Source organism: Pseudomonas edaphica (genome assembly GCF_965277385.1).
In the GTDB taxonomy this organism is placed as follows: domain Bacteria; phylum Pseudomonadota; class Gammaproteobacteria; order Pseudomonadales; family Pseudomonadaceae; genus Aquipseudomonas; species Aquipseudomonas edaphica.
This window is the reverse complement of the sequence record NZ_OZ255725.1, coordinates 951408-967200: the sequence shown is the minus strand read 5'-3', so window position 1 is coordinate 967200 and position 15793 is coordinate 951408. Positions and strand designations below refer to the sequence as shown.

Below are 15793 nucleotides of genomic sequence, written 5' to 3'. Positions count from 1 at the left end.
TGTCTGACAATTAATGTGCCTGAAAGGCCCGTTCTAGAGCCTTTTAGTTGATTTTTGTCAGGGTTTTAGCAGTTCAAATTCGGCACTGGCGAGCTTTTCGCCGTTCACCAGCACATGCACCCAGTGCTTGCCTGCGTAATGCTTGCGCGTGGTCAACTCGCGAATATGTTGTTCGCGGCGGATGCTCTGATGTTCGCCCGCGCCCAGGGTAAATGCCTTGAGCTTGAACACTTTGGCCGCGCTGTGGCCGGCGCTTTTTACGTAGTCGATGGCGTAGTCGACCACCAGCTTCTGCGCGGCGGTGGCGGTGGATTCCAGACTGAACGACAGGTTGATCCGCTCGCCCAGGTTGATCACCGCCGGTGTGACTTTCAGGTGGTGAATGTTTACCTCGGCCTTGGTGCCGGCGCCCATGATCGTGAGTGCGCGGGTATTGCCTTGCTTGATCAGGCTGCGCAAGGCGTGCCGGGCGATCCAGGCCGTGTGCGGGTTGTCCAGGTTCCAGCCTTCGATCAGGCTGAGCACCCAGTCCGGGTGGTCCTTGGTGATGTCGTTGAGGTGGTTGGCCACCGACTTGCGCACATACAGGCTGCTGTCGGCCTTGAGGTTATCCAGGATCGAGGCGCACAGCTGCGGGTTGGCCTGCACCTGGGCCAAGCGAAAGGACCACGGCAGGCGAGGGCGCGAGCCTTCACTGGCGAGGCGACGCACGTGTTCGTTGGCGTCCAGCGACCACTGCTGCATCACGGCCAGGGTGCGTTCAAAGTCGTTCAACAAGAACGGGCGAATGGCGAACTCGGCCGAGCCAAACACGGTGAAATATTTGAGCGCGGCCATGGAGCGCTTGAAGTCACTTTGCCCGTAACTGGCCACGTAGTGCGGCAGAAACAGGCACACAAATGAACTGTTCAGTCGCGGAGCCAGCGCATGCAGCAGCTTGAGGGTTTGCGCGTAATCCAGTGGGATTACCGCATGCAGGCTCTCACTGACCCGCGCCATGCGCTGCATCACCGACAACTCGGCCAGCCCGGCTTTGGCGTGCTTTAGAAACCCTTTTGCATCAAAGGCCGGGTACACCGCTGTCATTTCACTGGCGATGTGTTGCAGGCGTTCGACGTTGAAGATTTCCTTGAGGGCCGGGGCGCTTTGGTCGGTCATCGGTGATTCCATGGCTAGAGAAACCAGCGGTATTCCCGCGCGTTGATCTCTTGTTGAAAGGCCAAGTGGTCCTGGCGTTTGTTTTCGCAGTACACGTCGACAAATTCGGCGCCCAGCTTATCGCGCAATACCGCTTGATGCTGCATGGCGCGCACGGCATCGAGCATTTCCAGGGGGAAGTCGGCGCCGCTGTTACGGTCCTCATTCAGCGGGGCGATGGGTTCTTGCCTGGCTTCAAGGCCATGCTCCAACCCTGCCAGGATCGCTGCCAGCACCAGGTAGGGGTTGGCATCGGCACTGGCCAGGCGGTGTTCGATGCGCAGGTTGCGCGGGTCGGAATCGGGAATACGCACGCACGCGTCGCGGTCTTCAAAGCCCCAGCTGGCACGCGTTGCCGCGTTCACGGTGCCACCCAAGCGGCGGAAGGCGTTGTGGTTGGGCGAGAAAATCGGCATGCAGTGCGGCAACAATTCCAGGCAACCGGCCACCGCGTGGCGCAGCGGTTGCTGCTGGTGCGCCGCGAGTAAATTATTGCCCGCGCCGTCATACAGGCTGACATGCACATGCATGCCGCTGCCGGGAAATTGCAGGTAAGGCTTGGCCATAAAGCTGGCGCGGTAGCCATGCTTGAGTGCCACGCCACGCGTGCTGCGGCAGAACAGCGCGGCCCAGTCGGCGGCGCGCAGGCCGTCGTCGCAGTGGCCGAAGTTGATCTCGAACTGGCCAGGGCCGAGTTCGGCGGTGATCACCGTGATGTCGATGCCTTGGGCCTGGGCGGTTTGCGCCATGTCGTCGAGCACTTCGCTGAAGCGCGACAACCGCTCGATGTGCAGGTTGGGCTGGTCGTCAGCGTCATCACTCAGCGGGTCGCGGGCAAATTGCGGCAGGCCGTCGTCGAGTTTTTTATCGAACAGGTAAAACTCCAGCTCAAACGCCACCACGGGGTGAATGCCCTTGTGCTGCAGGCGCTCCAGCACCTTGGCCAGGACTTCACGTGGTTCAAACTCGATGGGCGCTTCAGTGCCATCCGAGGTGATCAGCATCTGCCCCAGCGGTTGCGCTTCCCAGCTCACCGGCTTGAGCGTGCCCGGCACCAGGCGGCGATTGGCATCCGGGTCGCCGTCGTGAAAGCAGTAATCACCAATCTTGAACAGCCCGCCCTGGGCGCCCAGCAGCACGGCATTTTGCGGCAGCTTCAGCGGGCTGCCGGCGGCGACTTTTTCGAGCATCTCCACCGGGTAGCGCTTGCCGTAGAAGTGCCCGGGAATGTCCAGGGCGATCAGGTCGACGTAACGCACCTCGGGGTGGTTCTGGCGAAAGGTCCGTACTTCGGCCAGCAACGTGGAGGGTTGGCTTTTCACGGGTGTTGCTCCTAGTTGTAAACCCACAATACGCGGGCGGGCAGATCAGTCAGGTTGGCGTAGCGGCAATGGGCAAAACTGGCCAGGTGGAAGCTGTCGCCTTGGCCGAGGGTGACCGAATCGGCTTCACCTTCCACCCATAGCGTCAACTCGCCCTCCAGTACAAAACCGGCCTGTTCGGCGCGGTCGCTCATGGTGTGCTCGCCACTGTTGGCGCCGGGCGCCAACAGGCTGTCGAGCATCGAAAAGGCGCCGTGCATGCTTGGCGAAACCAGAATGTCGGTGATGCCATTGGCGTAATACACCGTGCGCCGCTCGTTGGGGCGTGTGACCCAGTCGACGGCCTTGGGTTTGGGCAGGCTGTAGAAGTAGGTGGTGGGCACATCCAGGGCGTGGCTGATGGCAGTCAGGTCGGCCACAGTAGGGCGTGACAGGCCGCGTTCGACTTGAGACAAAAAGCCCACCGAGCGCTCGATTTTTTGCGCGAGTTGGGCGAGCGTGAGTTTCTTGTGTTTGCGCAGATCGTGGATGAGCACAGCCAGGGCGTCGAGTTCTTGTTGTTGGTTCATGAAATTTATGTCGAGAAATTTCATGAAAAATTACACGGATTATTTCACGGTGGCAATGGGTGTGGCATAGCTTTTGTGGCGAGGGAGCTTGCTCCCGCTGGGCCGCGAAGCGGCCCCAATCGACCCACAGCGTTGGTTCAGGTATTACTCGGCCAGCCTTTTTGGGGCCGCTGCGCAGCCCAGCGGGAGCAAGCTCCCTCGCCACAGTGGGGGGCGTGACATAGTGGGAAACTGAATGGTCCGAGCCAGTTGCGGAGGGTGTTTTTTCAGCGCACACCTGCTGCCTAAGCTTTTGTGGCGAGGGAGCTTGCTCCCGCTGGGCAGCGAAGCGGCCCCAATCGATCCACCGCGTTGGTTCAGGCGGTACTCGGCCAGCCTTTTTGGGGCTGCTGCGCAGCCCAGCGGGAGCAAGCTCCCTCGCCACAGTGGGGGGCGTGACATAGTGGGAAACTGAATGGTCCAGGCCAGTGGTGGAGGGTGTTTTATCAGCGCACACCTGCTGCCTAAGCTTTTGTGGCGAGGGAGCTTGCTCCCGCTGGGCCGCGAAGCGGCCCCAATCGACCCACAGCGTTGGTTCAGGTATTACTCGGCCAGCCTTTTTGGGGCTGCTGCGCAGCCCAGCGGGAGCAAGCTCCCTCGCCACAGTGGGGGGCGTGACATATTGGGAAACTGAATTGAACGGAGGTATTGCCGTGGCTTGCTAGGGTGAATGGATCATTCATTCAATCGGAGAGCAAAGGATTGCTTCAGAAACCCAATTCTCACCTATTGCGACGTGGCCGTTATTCAGAGGCGGGTCGGGCTTACTTGGTAACTGCTGTGGTTTATCAGCGCCGCCCGGTGTTTGCCAATTTTCGCTTGGGGTGGTTGTTGGTGGCAGAGTTCAAACAGGCTCATGACCTTGAGATGGTTAACTCTTTGGCTTGGGTCATCATGCCAGACCATTTCCATTGGCTATTTGAACTCAGAGCCGCATCGTTGCCGCAAGTGATGAAAAGGGTGAAGTCGCGCAGCACATTGACCATCAATCGAGCCTGTCATGCACGGGGCGCGTTCTGGCAGTACGGGTACCATGATCGCGCAGCGCGCGCCGAGGAGGATCTTATAAAGATCGCACGCTACATAATTGGCAACCCATCGCGCGCTGGGTTGGCTGAACATATCGGCGATTATCCGCTCTGGGACGCAGCCTGGTTATAGACCCGGCGTCCTTGTGGCGAGGGAGCAAGCTCCCTTGCCACAGGAAGGGTGCAAACTTGAATGATTCCATGCGCCTGCGGTCGGAACCTGGGTACGCATCATTCATTGAAGGAGCACCCATGAAGTCCAAGACCCTAGCCGCTTGCCTGCTGCTCACCGCTGGCCTGTCCACCGTCAGCTTTGTCGTGCAGGCCGGTGATACACCCCAGGAAACCGTGCAGCCTTCCAGCATCAATACGCGGGATCTGAAAGAAGGTGATCGCGCCCCGGATATCCTGATGCGCAAGGAATCGGCGGTCAGCGACTGGAAAAAACGCGGCCTCAAGCAGCCTGAGGCAGACAGCCAATGGGCGCGGGTGGGTGACAAGTTTGTGCTGCTCAAAACCACCAACGGCACCATTCTTGAGATCACCCCCGTCAAGCGGTGATCGGTCTGTTTTCCTCGCTCTTGCGTTAAGGTAACCGGCCACACCGGTCGTGTTACCTCACCCATCACTTCGGCCTCGGCGTCACCCAGGTCGACCTGGAGATCAGCCTGCCTTCATTTTCATTGGGCCGTCGTTGAAGGCAGATCATCCAGTGTGAGCTTGCCGACGTTGTTGCTTTGCAGTTCGTAGCGCAACTCTTCAACCATCTTGGCCACTTCTTGCGCGGTTTGCAGCCGGTTGGTGCTGATGCCTGTCACCACCAGATCAACACGGCCGGTTTCGGCGTCGTAGACCTTGAGGGTCAGGGACGCGTCCCGGCACAGGGTGAACTCGCAGGTCAGCGGTGACAAACCTTCTTCGATGCAGTTGCGCAGTTGAGAGAGGGTAAACATGGGCCTCGGCCTCCTCAACGACGACGCAGCAACAGGCCCACAAGCAGGCCGATACCGGCGACGACAGCCACGGTAGCCAGGGGTTTGTTTTTGGCGAAATCACTGACAGTGTCCAGCGCGTCGCCGTACGTTTGCTGCAGTTGACCTGCGGCCTGACGCGCCACACCTTCAGCCTGCAATTGTTCATCGCCGGTGAGGTCGCCGATAAAGCCCTGGGCCTTGCCGGCAACCTTCTCTACGGCGCCTTTGACTTGTTCGCTTTTCATCGTGCTTTCCTTGGAAGAGATCAAACCATTACGGCACGGGACCAAAGGCCCTGTGCCCACCCTTCAAGGTTAAGCAGCGTACGCCAGCGCAATAAGGCGAATTTGCACTGGTCGCACTAGTGCATTTGCACTCTATGGTTTGCTTTTGACGCGCAGTTCGCCGGCAAACAAGCCGCGCTCCCTGGCCCATACAATGGCCGCGCTGCGGCTGTGCACACCGAGTTTGGAGTACACCGTGGCCACATGATTACGCACCGTGTTGGGTGCAAGCTTCAGGCGCGAGGCAATTTCCTTGTCGGCCAGGCCTTCGCAGATCAAACCCAGCACATCACGCTCACGGGCGGTGAGGTCGGTGAAGGCTACGTTCGGCAGGTTGGGGCTGTTGACGCTCTTGGCGTTGGCCAGTTTCTCGATCAGGGTCTGGCTGAACCAGGAGGCGTCTTGCATCACCTCCTCAATAGCCGCCACCAGCTCCAGCTCCGAACGTTTGCGTTCGGTGATGTTCATCAGCACCAACAGGTAGCAGGGCACGTCCTCGATAATCACTGTGTCGGCGGAGACCACGCAGTCGATCACCTCGTTGCCTTTCTTGCGCACCTTGAGGTCCTGGCCTTCGAGGTTGCCGGCTTTTTCCAGGGTGGCGAACAACTGCGCTCCAGCAGGGGCGCTGTCGATGAAGTTGATGTCCTCAACGTTCTTGCCGATCAGCTCTTCGCTGATGTAACCGGTGATGTTCATGAACGCTTCGTTGATGTCCACCACTTGCCGGTTGGCGGCGTTGCACACCAGGGTCGGCACCGGCGTGAGGCGAAAGGATTTGGCGAACCGTTCTTCGCTCTGGCGCAGGGCGATTTCTGCCTTGCGCCGTGGCTCCAGGTCGGTAAAGGAAAACAGCATGCAGTCTTCCTCGTTCATGTCCAACGGCTGGCCGGCGACGATCACCAGTTTGCTGCCGCCTTCGGGCAGGCGCAGTTCAGCCTGCATCTGCGGGATGGTCGCACCTTCGCTCAGGCGCTGAATGGCCAGGTCCTTGCGATCGGCGTGTTCCAGTACATCCAGTTCATAGACGGATTTGCCGATGACCTGATCGCGGTTGTAACCGGTCATCTCCAGGAAACCCTGGTTAACCTTGATGTAGCGCAGGTCGCTGAGACGGCAGATCACCGCGGGTGCCGGGTTGGCGTTGAAGGTTTTTTCGAAGCGCTGCTCGGCGCTGGCCCACTCGGTGGCGTCGCTGAGGATCAGCACCAGCAGTTCCGGTTCACCGTGGGCGTCCGTCAGCACCAGGCTGCGCAAGCGATGCACCCAACTGCGGTCCTCGTCGCCAACGGGGGTGACTTCCACCACCACATCGCTGAATTCTTCACCGGCTGCGATTCGGCTGAGCGGGTAGCTGTCCAGCGGCAAGGGGTGGTTGTTGCGATAGCGCAAGGCGAAGCGCTTGGCGTATTGCTCGGTATTGGCGCCGAGCTGCTCGACCTCACTGACCCCGTGCATGGCCAGCGCGGCTTCGTTGGCCCACAGAATAGTCTGGTCGACTTCGGCCAGGATCACACCGTCCGATAACCCGGAGATGATCTGCTGCAATTGGCGGCGGTTGGTTTCTTTGGCAAGAACGTCCTGGGTCATGGTCTCTCCGGGGATGGGCGCATGAAGGGTACGACACCCAGGCCTCAGGATAGTGCACACAGAGTGCCCGCTGCGGGGTGCGAATGCACCAGATGCTCTGGTGCATTTGAGCGGGGACGACCGGCAGCGGTCTCGCCAGACTGATACGGTCAACCACTCAAAGGATTAATCATGACAACTGTCTATGAAACCAACCGTTCACCGTTTCGCGTGTCCTGGAGCTCTGTGCTGGCCGGTAGTGCAATTGCCCTGGTGACCTACCTGGTGCTCAGCGTGCTGGGCACGGCCATCGGCGCCAGTGCCGTCAACCCGATGGAAGCGGGCAACCCCCTGAGCGGCTTCGGCACCGGCGCCGGGATCTGGCTGTTTGTCTCCACCCTGGTGGCTGTCGGCCTCGGCGCCTTTGTGGCCGGGCGCACTGCACCGGACCGTGGCGGCTTGCACGGCGTATTGACCTGGACCTTCACCACCTTGCTCACCACCTGGCTGCTGGCTGGCCTGGCCGCCAGCGTGGTCGGCACCGCCGGTAACGTAGTGGGTAAAGGTTTGTCCGCCGCCGGCAGTGGTATCGCCGCTGCTGCGCCTGGGATCGGCAACAGCATCAAGCAGCAGTTGAACGAGCAAGGCATCCAACTGGACTGGAACAGCCTGCAAGGCCAGCTCGACACCTTGCTCAAGCAAAGCGGCAAGCCTGAACTGGACCCGGCCAACGTCGAGCAGAAAACCGACCAGGCCGCCGCCGACGGCAAGCAATCGGCCAAGGACGCCGCGACCAACCCTGCCCAGGCCGGTGATGAGTTGAAGCAGTGGTTCGACCGCGTCAAAGCCTCCGGCGAGCCTGCGTTGAATGCTGCGGACAAAGACGCGCTGGTCAACATCGTGGCCGCCCGTACCGGCAAGAGCAAAGCCGAAGCCACGCAGATCGTCGACAACTATGCCCAGGCTTATCAGCAAGCCATGCAGAAGGTCGATGAGCTGAAACAGCAAGCCGAACAGAAAGCCCGTGAAGCCGGTGAAGTAGCGGCTAAGCAGCTGTCCCGCGCTGCATGGAGCACCTTGGCCATGTTGCTGCTGGGTGCAGCCTTGAGCTTCTTTGTGGGTCGTACCGCGCTGACCACGCGTCGCGTGCCGTTGGCTTAAGCTGAGCATGTGCGGCATGGATGCCGCCTGTGGAAGCTGGTTATGGAGTGAACTCGCTACCCCCTGCGCTCGAATGAATGCGTAAAATACCGGCTTTTTACGTGTATCACGCAAAGGTGCCCCTTGAGCGCAGGCAAAGCTGTCGGACTGTTATTACTCACCTCCCTGTTGGCGGCGTGCGGTACTTCGCCGCCACGCACGCCAAACGACATCTGCGGCATCTTCCGTGAAAAAGATGACTGGTACGACGCCGCCAAGGTCACGCAAAAGCGCTGGGGCGTGCCGATCCAGGTGCCGTTCGCGATCATGTATCAAGAGTCGGGCTTCCGCCAGGATGCCAAGACACCACGCAAATACCTGCTATGGATCATCCCCTGGGGGCGCGTGTCCACCGCCGAAGGCTATTCCCAGGCCAAGGATGAAGTGTGGAACGACTACCGCAAGAGCACCGGCCGCAGCGGTGCGAGCCGTCAGGATTTCGATGACTCCATCGACTTTGTGGGTTGGTACATGGACAAGACCTACACCATCAACGGCGTGTACAAATACGACGCCTACGGCCAATACCTGAACTACCACGAAGGCTGGGGCGGCTATCGCCAGCGCACCTATGCGGCCAAAGCCTGGCTGCCGCCGGTGGCGAGCAAGGTGCAGGCGCGCTCGCAGATGTACGCGGCGCAATATGCGCGCTGTAAGGATGATTTGGGCCGGGGTTTCTGGAGCCGGTTCTGGCATTGGCTGTAAGGAACGATCGGCATAAGGGTGTGGCGAGGGCGCACTTGCCAAGCTCATTTTATTCTGGGAAAACCCCAGTCTTAACTCATCCAACGAGAGCCCCATGAGCAACGATGAACTCCAGATCACCGACACCCGCCTGGGCACCGGCAAAGCCGTGGTCAAGGGGGCGCTGATCACCACCCAATACACCGGCACCCTCGAAGACGGCACCGTGTTCGATTCGTCCTGGGAGCGCGGCAAGCCGTTCCAGTGCGTGATCGGCACCGGGCGCGTAATCAAGGGCTGGGACCAGGGCTTGATGGGCATGCAGGTGGGTGGCGTGCGCACACTGTTTGTGCCGGCGCACCTGGCCTATGGCGAGCGTTCGATGGGCGCGCATATCACGCCCAACAGCAATCTGCGCTTTGAAATCGAGTTGTTGGAAGTGCTGACGCGCGACGATTGAAGGGGAAGTAAACATGGAGGTTGATTGCGCACTCGAAGGTATTCGAGTGGTTGAACTGTACGACGGCGACGTGGCCGAACTGCAGTGTTTTTTTGACCAGGCACCCGAGTATTTCATCGCGGTCAATGGTGAACCGGCCACACCGACCGAAGCGCACGAAGAGTTACAGGGTCAGTTGCCGGCAGGTTGGCGTTGCAGCCGGATGTACTGGCTGGGTTATCGCGATACGCAGGACCAACTGGCCGCCGTCGTGAACATCGCGGCCGACTTGCTGGCCGTCGGCGTGTGGCATATCGGTTTGCTGCTGGTGCATACGCGCCTGCATGGCACCGGGTTCGCGCGACAATTGCATGCCGATCTTGAAGCGTGGGCGGTGAGCAACGGTGCCCAGTGGCTGCGGTTGACGGTGGTGGTCGGCAATACCAAGGCAGAGCGCTTCTGGCCCAAGCTTGGGTATGTGCAGGTGCGCACGCGTGAAGGCATCAGGATGGGACGGCAGGTCAACAGGGTGTCTATTCAGGTCAAGCCGCTGGCAGGTGGGCAGATGGACGAGTACTTGAAACGGGTTGAGCGGGATCGGCCCGATATGCCGTAATAGCCTACGTACGCAGTCCTTGTGGGAGCTGGCTTGCCTGCGATGACGCAGTGTCAGGCAATAAACCTCCAGCAGACAGACCGCCATCGCAGGCAAGCCAGCTCCCACAGTTGATCTTCGGTGTGACCCAAAAAACAGTTGCTGAACTCACCCTGAACAATCCACCTAAACCCCTATAGTAAATTCTCCTACGGTTTACTCCCTCGAAAACGCGGCGTAAACTCCGCGCGTTTTCATCAATAGCGGAGACCCTCAGTGGGTACTTGTTCGAGCGACAGTCGTCGGCCGGTTTCGGTAACTGGCACATACTTGGCAAGGTAACGCGCATTTTTCCTGATGCCGTTGTCTCGCCTCAAAAAGCGAGAAGCGGCATTCCGGCAGCGGCCAGTCCTGGCACCTGCCTGCATCCCTCTCATCGACGCTGACCAGCACCTCAAATCACTTGGGATGCTACGGACGCGCCTGCCTTTTACGGCGGGCGGGCCAAGCTGACTGTGCCTTTAAACGGGGACGGTGCAGTCGGTCGTACCTGCACTAAGGTTTCTGGCATGCGCAGCAGTCATGGAGAATTTTTATGCAGGCAATCAACAACATCAACCTCAACTCGTTGGTCGATACCGTGGTCAGCCTTACCGCGGCGTTTATCCTCGGTGGCTTGATCGGTTTCGAACGCCAGTACCGCCAGCGCACGGCGGGCTTGCGCACTAATGTGCTGGTGGCAGTGGGCGCGGCGATCTTCGTCGACATGGCCAACCGCCTGGGTGGCGCGGAAGGCGCGGTGCGGGTGGTTGCGTACGTGGTCTCGGGCATCGGCTTTTTGGGCGCTGGCGTGATCATGCGTGAAGAAGGCAACGTGCGTGGGCTCAACACTGCTGCGACGTTGTGGGCTTCGGCAGCGGTGGGGGCGTGTGCGGGGGCTGACCTGATCCTCGAAGCACTGCTGGGCACGCTATTTGTGCTGGCGGCCAACACCTTGCTGCGGCCGATCGTCAATAACATCAACCGTCAGCCTTTGGACGTGGTGTCGGCGGAGGTCACCAACATCCTCTATGTCATCGCCCGGCGCAGCCAGCAGCAGGCAGTGATGGTGCTGCTGGAGGCCGAACTGGCGCGGTGCAACTACCCGGCCAGCGACGTCGATGTGCGGCCGTTCGGCAGCGAAGAAGTGGAGATCGAGGCCACCCTGGCCGCGACCTCGGTAGACGGCGACGAACTGGACGCGCTGGTGGCGCGAATTTCCACCTCGACACTGGTGGTGCAAGCGTTCTGGAGCCCGAGTACCACTGACTGACACGCGCTCAACGGATACTTTTGCGAAGAAAAATCCTACATCTGATTGGGATTGCCCCTTCGGTCAATACGTCATTTCGTTGTTAAGGTTGCGCACTTGCAGCTAGCCGGTGGTCACGGTTTGGCTATACGTGCTCGATGTGACTTCGATAGAAGCGGACCACCTGAGTGACGGCAGTACCGCTGGTCGAAACTGTCATTTCTCACAGGTAGTGGTGTCCCGTGTGATGTGTAAGGGTACTTATTCTTTTCAGGGTAGTGATATGAGCAAAGCGCTAAGTAGTGGGACCGTGTTAGTTGTGGACGATCATCCGTTTATACGGGCAACCGTCAAGCATTTGCTCAAGTGCGAAGGCTTCACTGACATCGAGGAAGCCGGTACGGGGGCGGACGCGCTTCAGAAGGTTAGAGAGAAGCGTCCAGTCTTGATTATTCTCGACCTGGCCATTCCAAAACTGGGTGGGCTGGAGGTGATCAGCCGGGTCAAGGCGCTGGGTGTGCCGTGCAAAATTCTGGTACTGACGTCGTATCTGCCGGAGTTTTTTTCCACGCGGTGCATGCGTGCCGGCGCCATGGGGTTTGTCGCCAAGACCGGAGAGCTGGAGGAGCTGCAAAAAGCCATTAAGGCGGTGATGTCCAACTACAACTGCTTCCCCAGTCTGCCGAGCAGTTCGGTGCGTCGTGATGATTTGCAGACCACCGAGCACGAGCTGGTGCACTCGCTTTCAGACCGCGAGCTGGCAGTGCTGAGGATGTTGGCGTTGGGCTTTACCAACAACAAAATTGCTGCAGATATGCTGCTGAGCCACAAGACCATCAGCACCTACAAGACCCGGCTCAAGGAGAAGCTGCGGATGACGTCTGTGGTGCACATGGCCAAGTTTGCCCAGCGTAATCATCTGATCTGAATCGACATGATCCTTGCCCAGGTCCGACGGTTGATCATGCTGGTGTTGATGAGCCTGCTGCCGTTGCTCGCTGCGGCCCTTGATGAGCCCCACACCTTGCGGTTGCTGGGGCATTCCAGCCTCGACGAGAATGGCCCGCCCGTGGTGCTGGGGGACGCTGACTGGCACTGGCTGCGTGAGCGCCGCACGCTGTGGATGGGGGTTTCCGCGCCCGATTACGGGCCTTTCGAACTGACCAACAATAACGATGAACTGGAAGGCGTCACCGCCGACTATGCCAAGTTGCTTGCCCAGGCGCTCAACGTCAGCGTTGAAGTGCGCCGCTATGACACCCGTGATGAAGTGATTGAGGCGCTCAAGCAGGGCTCTATCGATTTCTTGGGGTCGGCCAACGGGTTTGAAGCGGGGGACCCGCAACTCGTCCTTTCGCGCTCCTATGCCAATGATCAGCCCATCCTGGTCACCCGTACCGGAGACACCCAGTCCCTGAGTGTCGACCTGGCCGGCAAGCGTGTGGCGATGCTTTATCACTATATGCCGCCCGATGTGGTCGAGGCGTTTTACCCCAAGGCCCATGTGGAACTGTTTGCGTCGGTCTTCGAAGCCATCGGCGCCGTGGCTTTTGGCCGTGCCGATGTCTACCTCGGAGACGCCATCACCGCCCACTACCAGATCAACCGCAACCACCTCAACAATGTACAGCTGGCGGACTTTTCCACTTTGGAGTCCAACGCCTTTGCGTTCGCGCTGGCCCGGGACAATATTCGCTTGCTGCGCATCATCAACAGCGCGCTGAGGTCGATTCCGGCTAACCAGCAGCTGGATATTTTGCGCCGTTGGAGTGCTGGCAATCTTGGTGTTCTGGGGACCGAGCGCCTGCGCTTAAGCACCAGCGAGCAACGCTGGCTGGAAAAACACCCACGGGTGAGGGTGGTAGCGTCCGACCAGATGTTGCCGTTGGCATCCTTCACGGCACAAGGGCAATCAGAGGGCTTGAGTGCAGACGTTCTATCCCGGATCAGCTTGCGCACCGGCTTGAAGTTCGATGTGGTCCCGGGCGGCTCAATGCCTCAGCAAATAGAGGCGGTCCGTTCCGGCCGGGCGGACATGATGGCGGTGGTCACGCCCAGCCTCGAAGGCTCTGACCAGGTGCGTTTTACGCGGCCCTACTTGACCAATCCACTGGTGCTGGTCACCCGTACCGACACGCCTGGCACCATGACACTGGAAAATATGCTGGGTAAACGCCTGGTAATACCCAGCGGCAATGCGCTGCGTGACGTCATCAATCGCGACTATCCCGGTATCCAGTTTGTGGAGGCGAAAAATCCTACGGATGCCATGGCTCTGGTGGCCAATGGCAGCGCCGAGGGTGCCGTCAGTTCACTGATCTATGCGCGTTACCTGATCGCCTTTGAGTACCGCGATCGCTTGCACGTGACCAGCACCGTCGGCTCTGAACCTGTGCGTATGACGTTCGGGGTCAACCGGGGGCAGTTGGAGCTGTACTCGATACTGGACAAGGCGTTGCTGAGCATCCCGCCTCAGGAAATGGATGAACTGATCAGCCAATGGCGCACCGATGTCATCATCGAAGACCATTGGCTACGCCATCGCCGCACGATTATCCAAGGGTTCGGCCTGGCGGCGGTATTGCTGCTGATCACCCTGGGATGGGCGATTTACCTGCGCAGCCTGATACGCAAGCGCGCTCAGGCCGAACGCGCGTTAAGTGACCAGATGCGCTTTATGGGCGTGCTGATCGACGGTACGCCCCACCCGATCTACGTGCGTGATCGCCAGGGTCGGCTGATGGCCTGCAACAGTGCCTACCTGGACGTGTTTGGCTTCAAGCTTGAAGCGGTGATCGGCAAGACGGTGATCGAGACCGACACTGGCAACCCGCCGCAGGCCCAGTCATTCCATGAGGACTATCTGCGGTTGATGGAGCGGGGCGAACCGCAGATTCATGATCGGGTGCTCAGGTTGCCTGCGGGAAAGGTGTTGACCATTTACCACTGGATGCTGCCGTACCGTGATGGCGACGAAAATGTCGTGGGCATGATTGCCGGTTGGGTCGATGTGAGCGAGCGCCAGCGGCTGCTGGGCCAGTTGCAGGAAGCCAAGGAGGACGCTGACGCCGCCAACCGTGCCAAAACCACGTTCCTGGCGACCATGAGCCACGAAATTCGCACCCCCATGAACGCGGTGATCGGCATGATCGAGCTGGCGCTGGCCAACGCTGAACAAGGGCGTGCCGACCGTGACGCCCTGGAAGTCGCTTCGGTGGCCTCCCACGGCATGCTGGACCTGATCGGCGACATTTTGGATATTGCCCGAATTGAGTCCGGCCATTTGTCTTTGTCCCTTGAACCGGCCAACCTGCATGAGCTATTGAAGTCGGTGGCGCGGGTATTCGAAGGGTTGGCGCGCGCGAAAGGCCTGGCGCTGCAAGTAGAGCTTGATCCGCAGATGGATTGCGCGGTGTTGATCGACCCGTTGCGATTCAAGCAGGTGGTGTCCAACCTGCTGAGCAATGCCATCAAGTTTACCGACCACGGCCGGGTGCGCTTGGGCGGCCGCTGTGGGTTGGCATCGGACCCCGGCCAATTGAACCTCACCTTGTGGGTAGAAGACACCGGCATAGGCATCAGTGCCGAGGACCAGCAGCGGCTGTTCAACCCGTTTATCCAGGGCAGCAATACCGAGCAGTCGGCGCGCAGCGGCTCGGGCCTGGGGTTGGTGATCAGCCGCACACTATGCGAAATGATGGCGGGGAAACTGCAGTTGAGCAGTAGGCTGGGGCAGGGGACACGGGTGGACGTAGCACTCACGTTGGCCACCACAGCAGCAATAGCGGCAGAGGTCTCGTCTACGCCGGAACCTACCCGTCCCGTGCGTGTTTTGGACATTCTGGTGGTGGATGACTACCCGGCCAATCGCCTGCTGCTGGCCCGGCAGCTGAGCTTTCTGGGGCATCGCATCAGCACCGCCGAAGACGGCGTCCAGGGCTTGGAACGCTGGAAAACCCAGCGGCCGGATGTGGTAATCACCGATTGCAACATGCCCCTCAAGGATGGCTATGCCTTGGCGCGTGAAATCCGTGCGCAAGAGCGTGAGCATGGCTTGCCCGCCTGCCTGCTGCTGGGGTTTACCGCCAATGCCCAGCCGGAAGAAACCGAGCGCTGCCGGCAGGCGGGCATGGATGGTTGCCTGTTCAAGCCTGCCGGGCTTGAGGACTTGCGCTCTGCGCTGAGCGTCTATGCGCTCGGCCCTGAGTCACCCGACGCTGGTCCAGGGTTTGATTTAAAGGCTTTGAAGGTCGTCACGGGAGACGATCACGCCGCGCTCAATGAGCTTTTGAGCGCCTTGCTCGACAGTTTGGAGGCAGACCGCGCGATGCTGGCGTTGCTGGCGCGTCAGCATAGTTTTAGTGGGCTGCATGACCTCGCACACCGCGTCAAAGGTGGGGCGCGAATGGTCAAGGCCGAGCCATTGATAGCCAGTTGCGAAATGCTGGAGGCGGTGTGTGAGCGACAGGAGCGCAGCACATTAGGCGCGGCTGTTGCAACAATTGACACGGCAATTGCTGATTTGCACCAGCGCATGGGTGACTATTGCAAGCAGGCCTGACTGCAGTTGAGGGGCATTCGGTGAATTTGGGAGAACTCCTA

The 15793-nt window shown here is 59.8% G+C and carries 15 protein-coding genes; 9 read left to right on the top strand and 6 right to left on the bottom strand.

All coding sequences use genetic code 11. The features are described 5' to 3' along the window. Positions 1-57: 57 nt before the first annotated feature. From ACQY47_RS03975 to ACQY47_RS03965, 3 genes are read right to left on the bottom strand one after another with little or no spacing between them, the layout of a single operon-like run. Positions 58-1158, bottom strand: a complete 1101-nt coding sequence (locus ACQY47_RS03975) for a DNA alkylation repair protein (RefSeq protein ID WP_428555888.1) — start codon at positions 1156-1158, stop codon at positions 58-60. A gap of 14 nt (positions 1159-1172) precedes the next feature. Then, positions 1173-2519 (bottom strand): glutamine synthetase family protein, encoded by a 1347-nt coding sequence (locus ACQY47_RS03970; RefSeq protein ID WP_428555885.1) that lies wholly within the window; start codon positions 2517-2519, stop codon positions 1173-1175. Positions 2520-2530: 11 nt separating this feature from the next. Continuing rightward, entirely contained in the window at positions 2531-3088 is a 558-nt protein-coding gene (locus ACQY47_RS03965; RefSeq protein WP_017135024.1) for a helix-turn-helix domain-containing protein, read from the bottom strand. A gap of 741 nt (positions 3089-3829) precedes the next feature. Between ACQY47_RS03965 and ACQY47_RS03960 the strand changes: the two genes are divergently transcribed. Next, positions 3830-4288 carry an REP-associated tyrosine transposase gene (locus ACQY47_RS03960; protein WP_428555880.1) on the top strand — a complete coding sequence of 153 codons (459 nt, stop codon included), beginning with the start codon at positions 3830-3832 and terminating at the stop codon, positions 4286-4288. A gap of 119 nt (positions 4289-4407) precedes the next feature. Then, complete coding sequence (locus tag ACQY47_RS03955) at positions 4408-4716, top strand: RcnB family protein (protein ID WP_017138987.1); 309 nt, start codon at positions 4408-4410, stop codon at positions 4714-4716. 119 nt (positions 4717-4835) lie between these two features. On the opposite strand, the gene ACQY47_RS03950 is transcribed toward ACQY47_RS03955, so the two are convergent. The 3 genes from ACQY47_RS03950 to ACQY47_RS03940 all read right to left on the bottom strand — a co-directional run bounded on the left by ACQY47_RS03950 (position 4836) and on the right by ACQY47_RS03940 (position 7003). Then, positions 4836-5108: a DUF1652 domain-containing protein gene (locus ACQY47_RS03950; RefSeq protein ID WP_017138988.1), complete on the bottom strand. Its 273-nt coding sequence runs from the start codon at positions 5106-5108 to the stop codon at positions 4836-4838. A gap of 14 nt (positions 5109-5122) precedes the next feature. After that, positions 5123-5374, bottom strand: coding sequence for a CsbD family protein (locus ACQY47_RS03945; RefSeq protein WP_064451786.1), 252 nt, complete (start codon positions 5372-5374; stop codon positions 5123-5125). Between the two features lie 132 nt (positions 5375-5506). Continuing rightward, entirely contained in the window at positions 5507-7003 is a 1497-nt protein-coding gene (locus ACQY47_RS03940) for a PAS domain S-box protein (protein ID WP_428555876.1), read from the bottom strand. 171 nt (positions 7004-7174) lie between these two features. Here ACQY47_RS03940 and ACQY47_RS03935 point away from each other — a divergent pair, with 171 nt between their 5' ends. The 7 genes from ACQY47_RS03935 to ACQY47_RS03905 all read left to right on the top strand — a co-directional run bounded on the left by ACQY47_RS03935 (position 7175) and on the right by ACQY47_RS03905 (position 15752). Then, positions 7175-8143 (top strand): hypothetical protein, encoded by a 969-nt coding sequence (locus tag ACQY47_RS03935; protein WP_428555873.1) that lies wholly within the window; start codon positions 7175-7177, stop codon positions 8141-8143. A gap of 123 nt (positions 8144-8266) precedes the next feature. Next, on the top strand, positions 8267-8887 hold the full coding sequence (locus ACQY47_RS03930) for a hypothetical protein (protein ID WP_017138992.1): 621 nt from the start codon (positions 8267-8269) through the stop codon (positions 8885-8887). 94 nt (positions 8888-8981) lie between these two features. Next, a complete protein-coding gene (locus ACQY47_RS03925; protein WP_017138994.1) occupies positions 8982-9326 on the top strand; it encodes an FKBP-type peptidyl-prolyl cis-trans isomerase in 345 nt (114 codons plus the stop codon). Between the two features lie 13 nt (positions 9327-9339). Then, positions 9340-9921: a GNAT family N-acetyltransferase gene (locus ACQY47_RS03920; RefSeq protein WP_428555868.1), complete on the top strand. Its 582-nt coding sequence runs from the start codon at positions 9340-9342 to the stop codon at positions 9919-9921. 574 nt (positions 9922-10495) lie between these two features. Then, positions 10496-11212 carry an MgtC/SapB family protein gene (locus ACQY47_RS03915; protein ID WP_099547668.1) on the top strand — a complete coding sequence of 239 codons (717 nt, stop codon included), beginning with the start codon at positions 10496-10498 and terminating at the stop codon, positions 11210-11212. Between the two features lie 262 nt (positions 11213-11474). Then, positions 11475-12119: a response regulator transcription factor gene (locus ACQY47_RS03910; protein WP_026013841.1), complete on the top strand. Its 645-nt coding sequence runs from the start codon at positions 11475-11477 to the stop codon at positions 12117-12119. A gap of 6 nt (positions 12120-12125) precedes the next feature. After that, complete coding sequence (locus ACQY47_RS03905) at positions 12126-15752, top strand: transporter substrate-binding domain-containing protein (protein ID WP_428555864.1); 3627 nt, start codon at positions 12126-12128, stop codon at positions 15750-15752. The last annotated feature ends 41 nt before the right edge of the window (positions 15753-15793 follow it).

Coding starts and splice junctions, on each gene's coding strand:
- ACQY47_RS03965 (WP_017135024.1), bottom strand. CDS start 3,088: ATGAACCAACAACAAGAACTCGACGCCCTGGCTGTGCTCATCCACGAT.
- ACQY47_RS03905 (WP_428555864.1), top strand. CDS start 12,126: ATGATCCTTGCCCAGGTCCGACGGTTGATCATGCTGGTGTTGATGAGC.
- ACQY47_RS03975 (WP_428555888.1), bottom strand. CDS start 1,158: ATGACCGACCAAAGCGCCCCGGCCCTCAAGGAAATCTTCAACGTCGAA.
- ACQY47_RS03935 (WP_428555873.1), top strand. CDS start 7,175: ATGACAACTGTCTATGAAACCAACCGTTCACCGTTTCGCGTGTCCTGG.
- ACQY47_RS03910 (WP_026013841.1), top strand. CDS start 11,475: ATGAGCAAAGCGCTAAGTAGTGGGACCGTGTTAGTTGTGGACGATCAT.
- ACQY47_RS03915 (WP_099547668.1), top strand. CDS start 10,496: ATGCAGGCAATCAACAACATCAACCTCAACTCGTTGGTCGATACCGTG.
- ACQY47_RS03940 (WP_428555876.1), bottom strand. CDS start 7,003: ATGACCCAGGACGTTCTTGCCAAAGAAACCAACCGCCGCCAATTGCAG.
- ACQY47_RS03945 (WP_064451786.1), bottom strand. CDS start 5,374: ATGAAAAGCGAACAAGTCAAAGGCGCCGTAGAGAAGGTTGCCGGCAAG.
- ACQY47_RS03920 (WP_428555868.1), top strand. CDS start 9,340: ATGGAGGTTGATTGCGCACTCGAAGGTATTCGAGTGGTTGAACTGTAC.
- ACQY47_RS03950 (WP_017138988.1), bottom strand. CDS start 5,108: ATGTTTACCCTCTCTCAACTGCGCAACTGCATCGAAGAAGGTTTGTCA.
- ACQY47_RS03955 (WP_017138987.1), top strand. CDS start 4,408: ATGAAGTCCAAGACCCTAGCCGCTTGCCTGCTGCTCACCGCTGGCCTG.
- ACQY47_RS03925 (WP_017138994.1), top strand. CDS start 8,982: ATGAGCAACGATGAACTCCAGATCACCGACACCCGCCTGGGCACCGGC.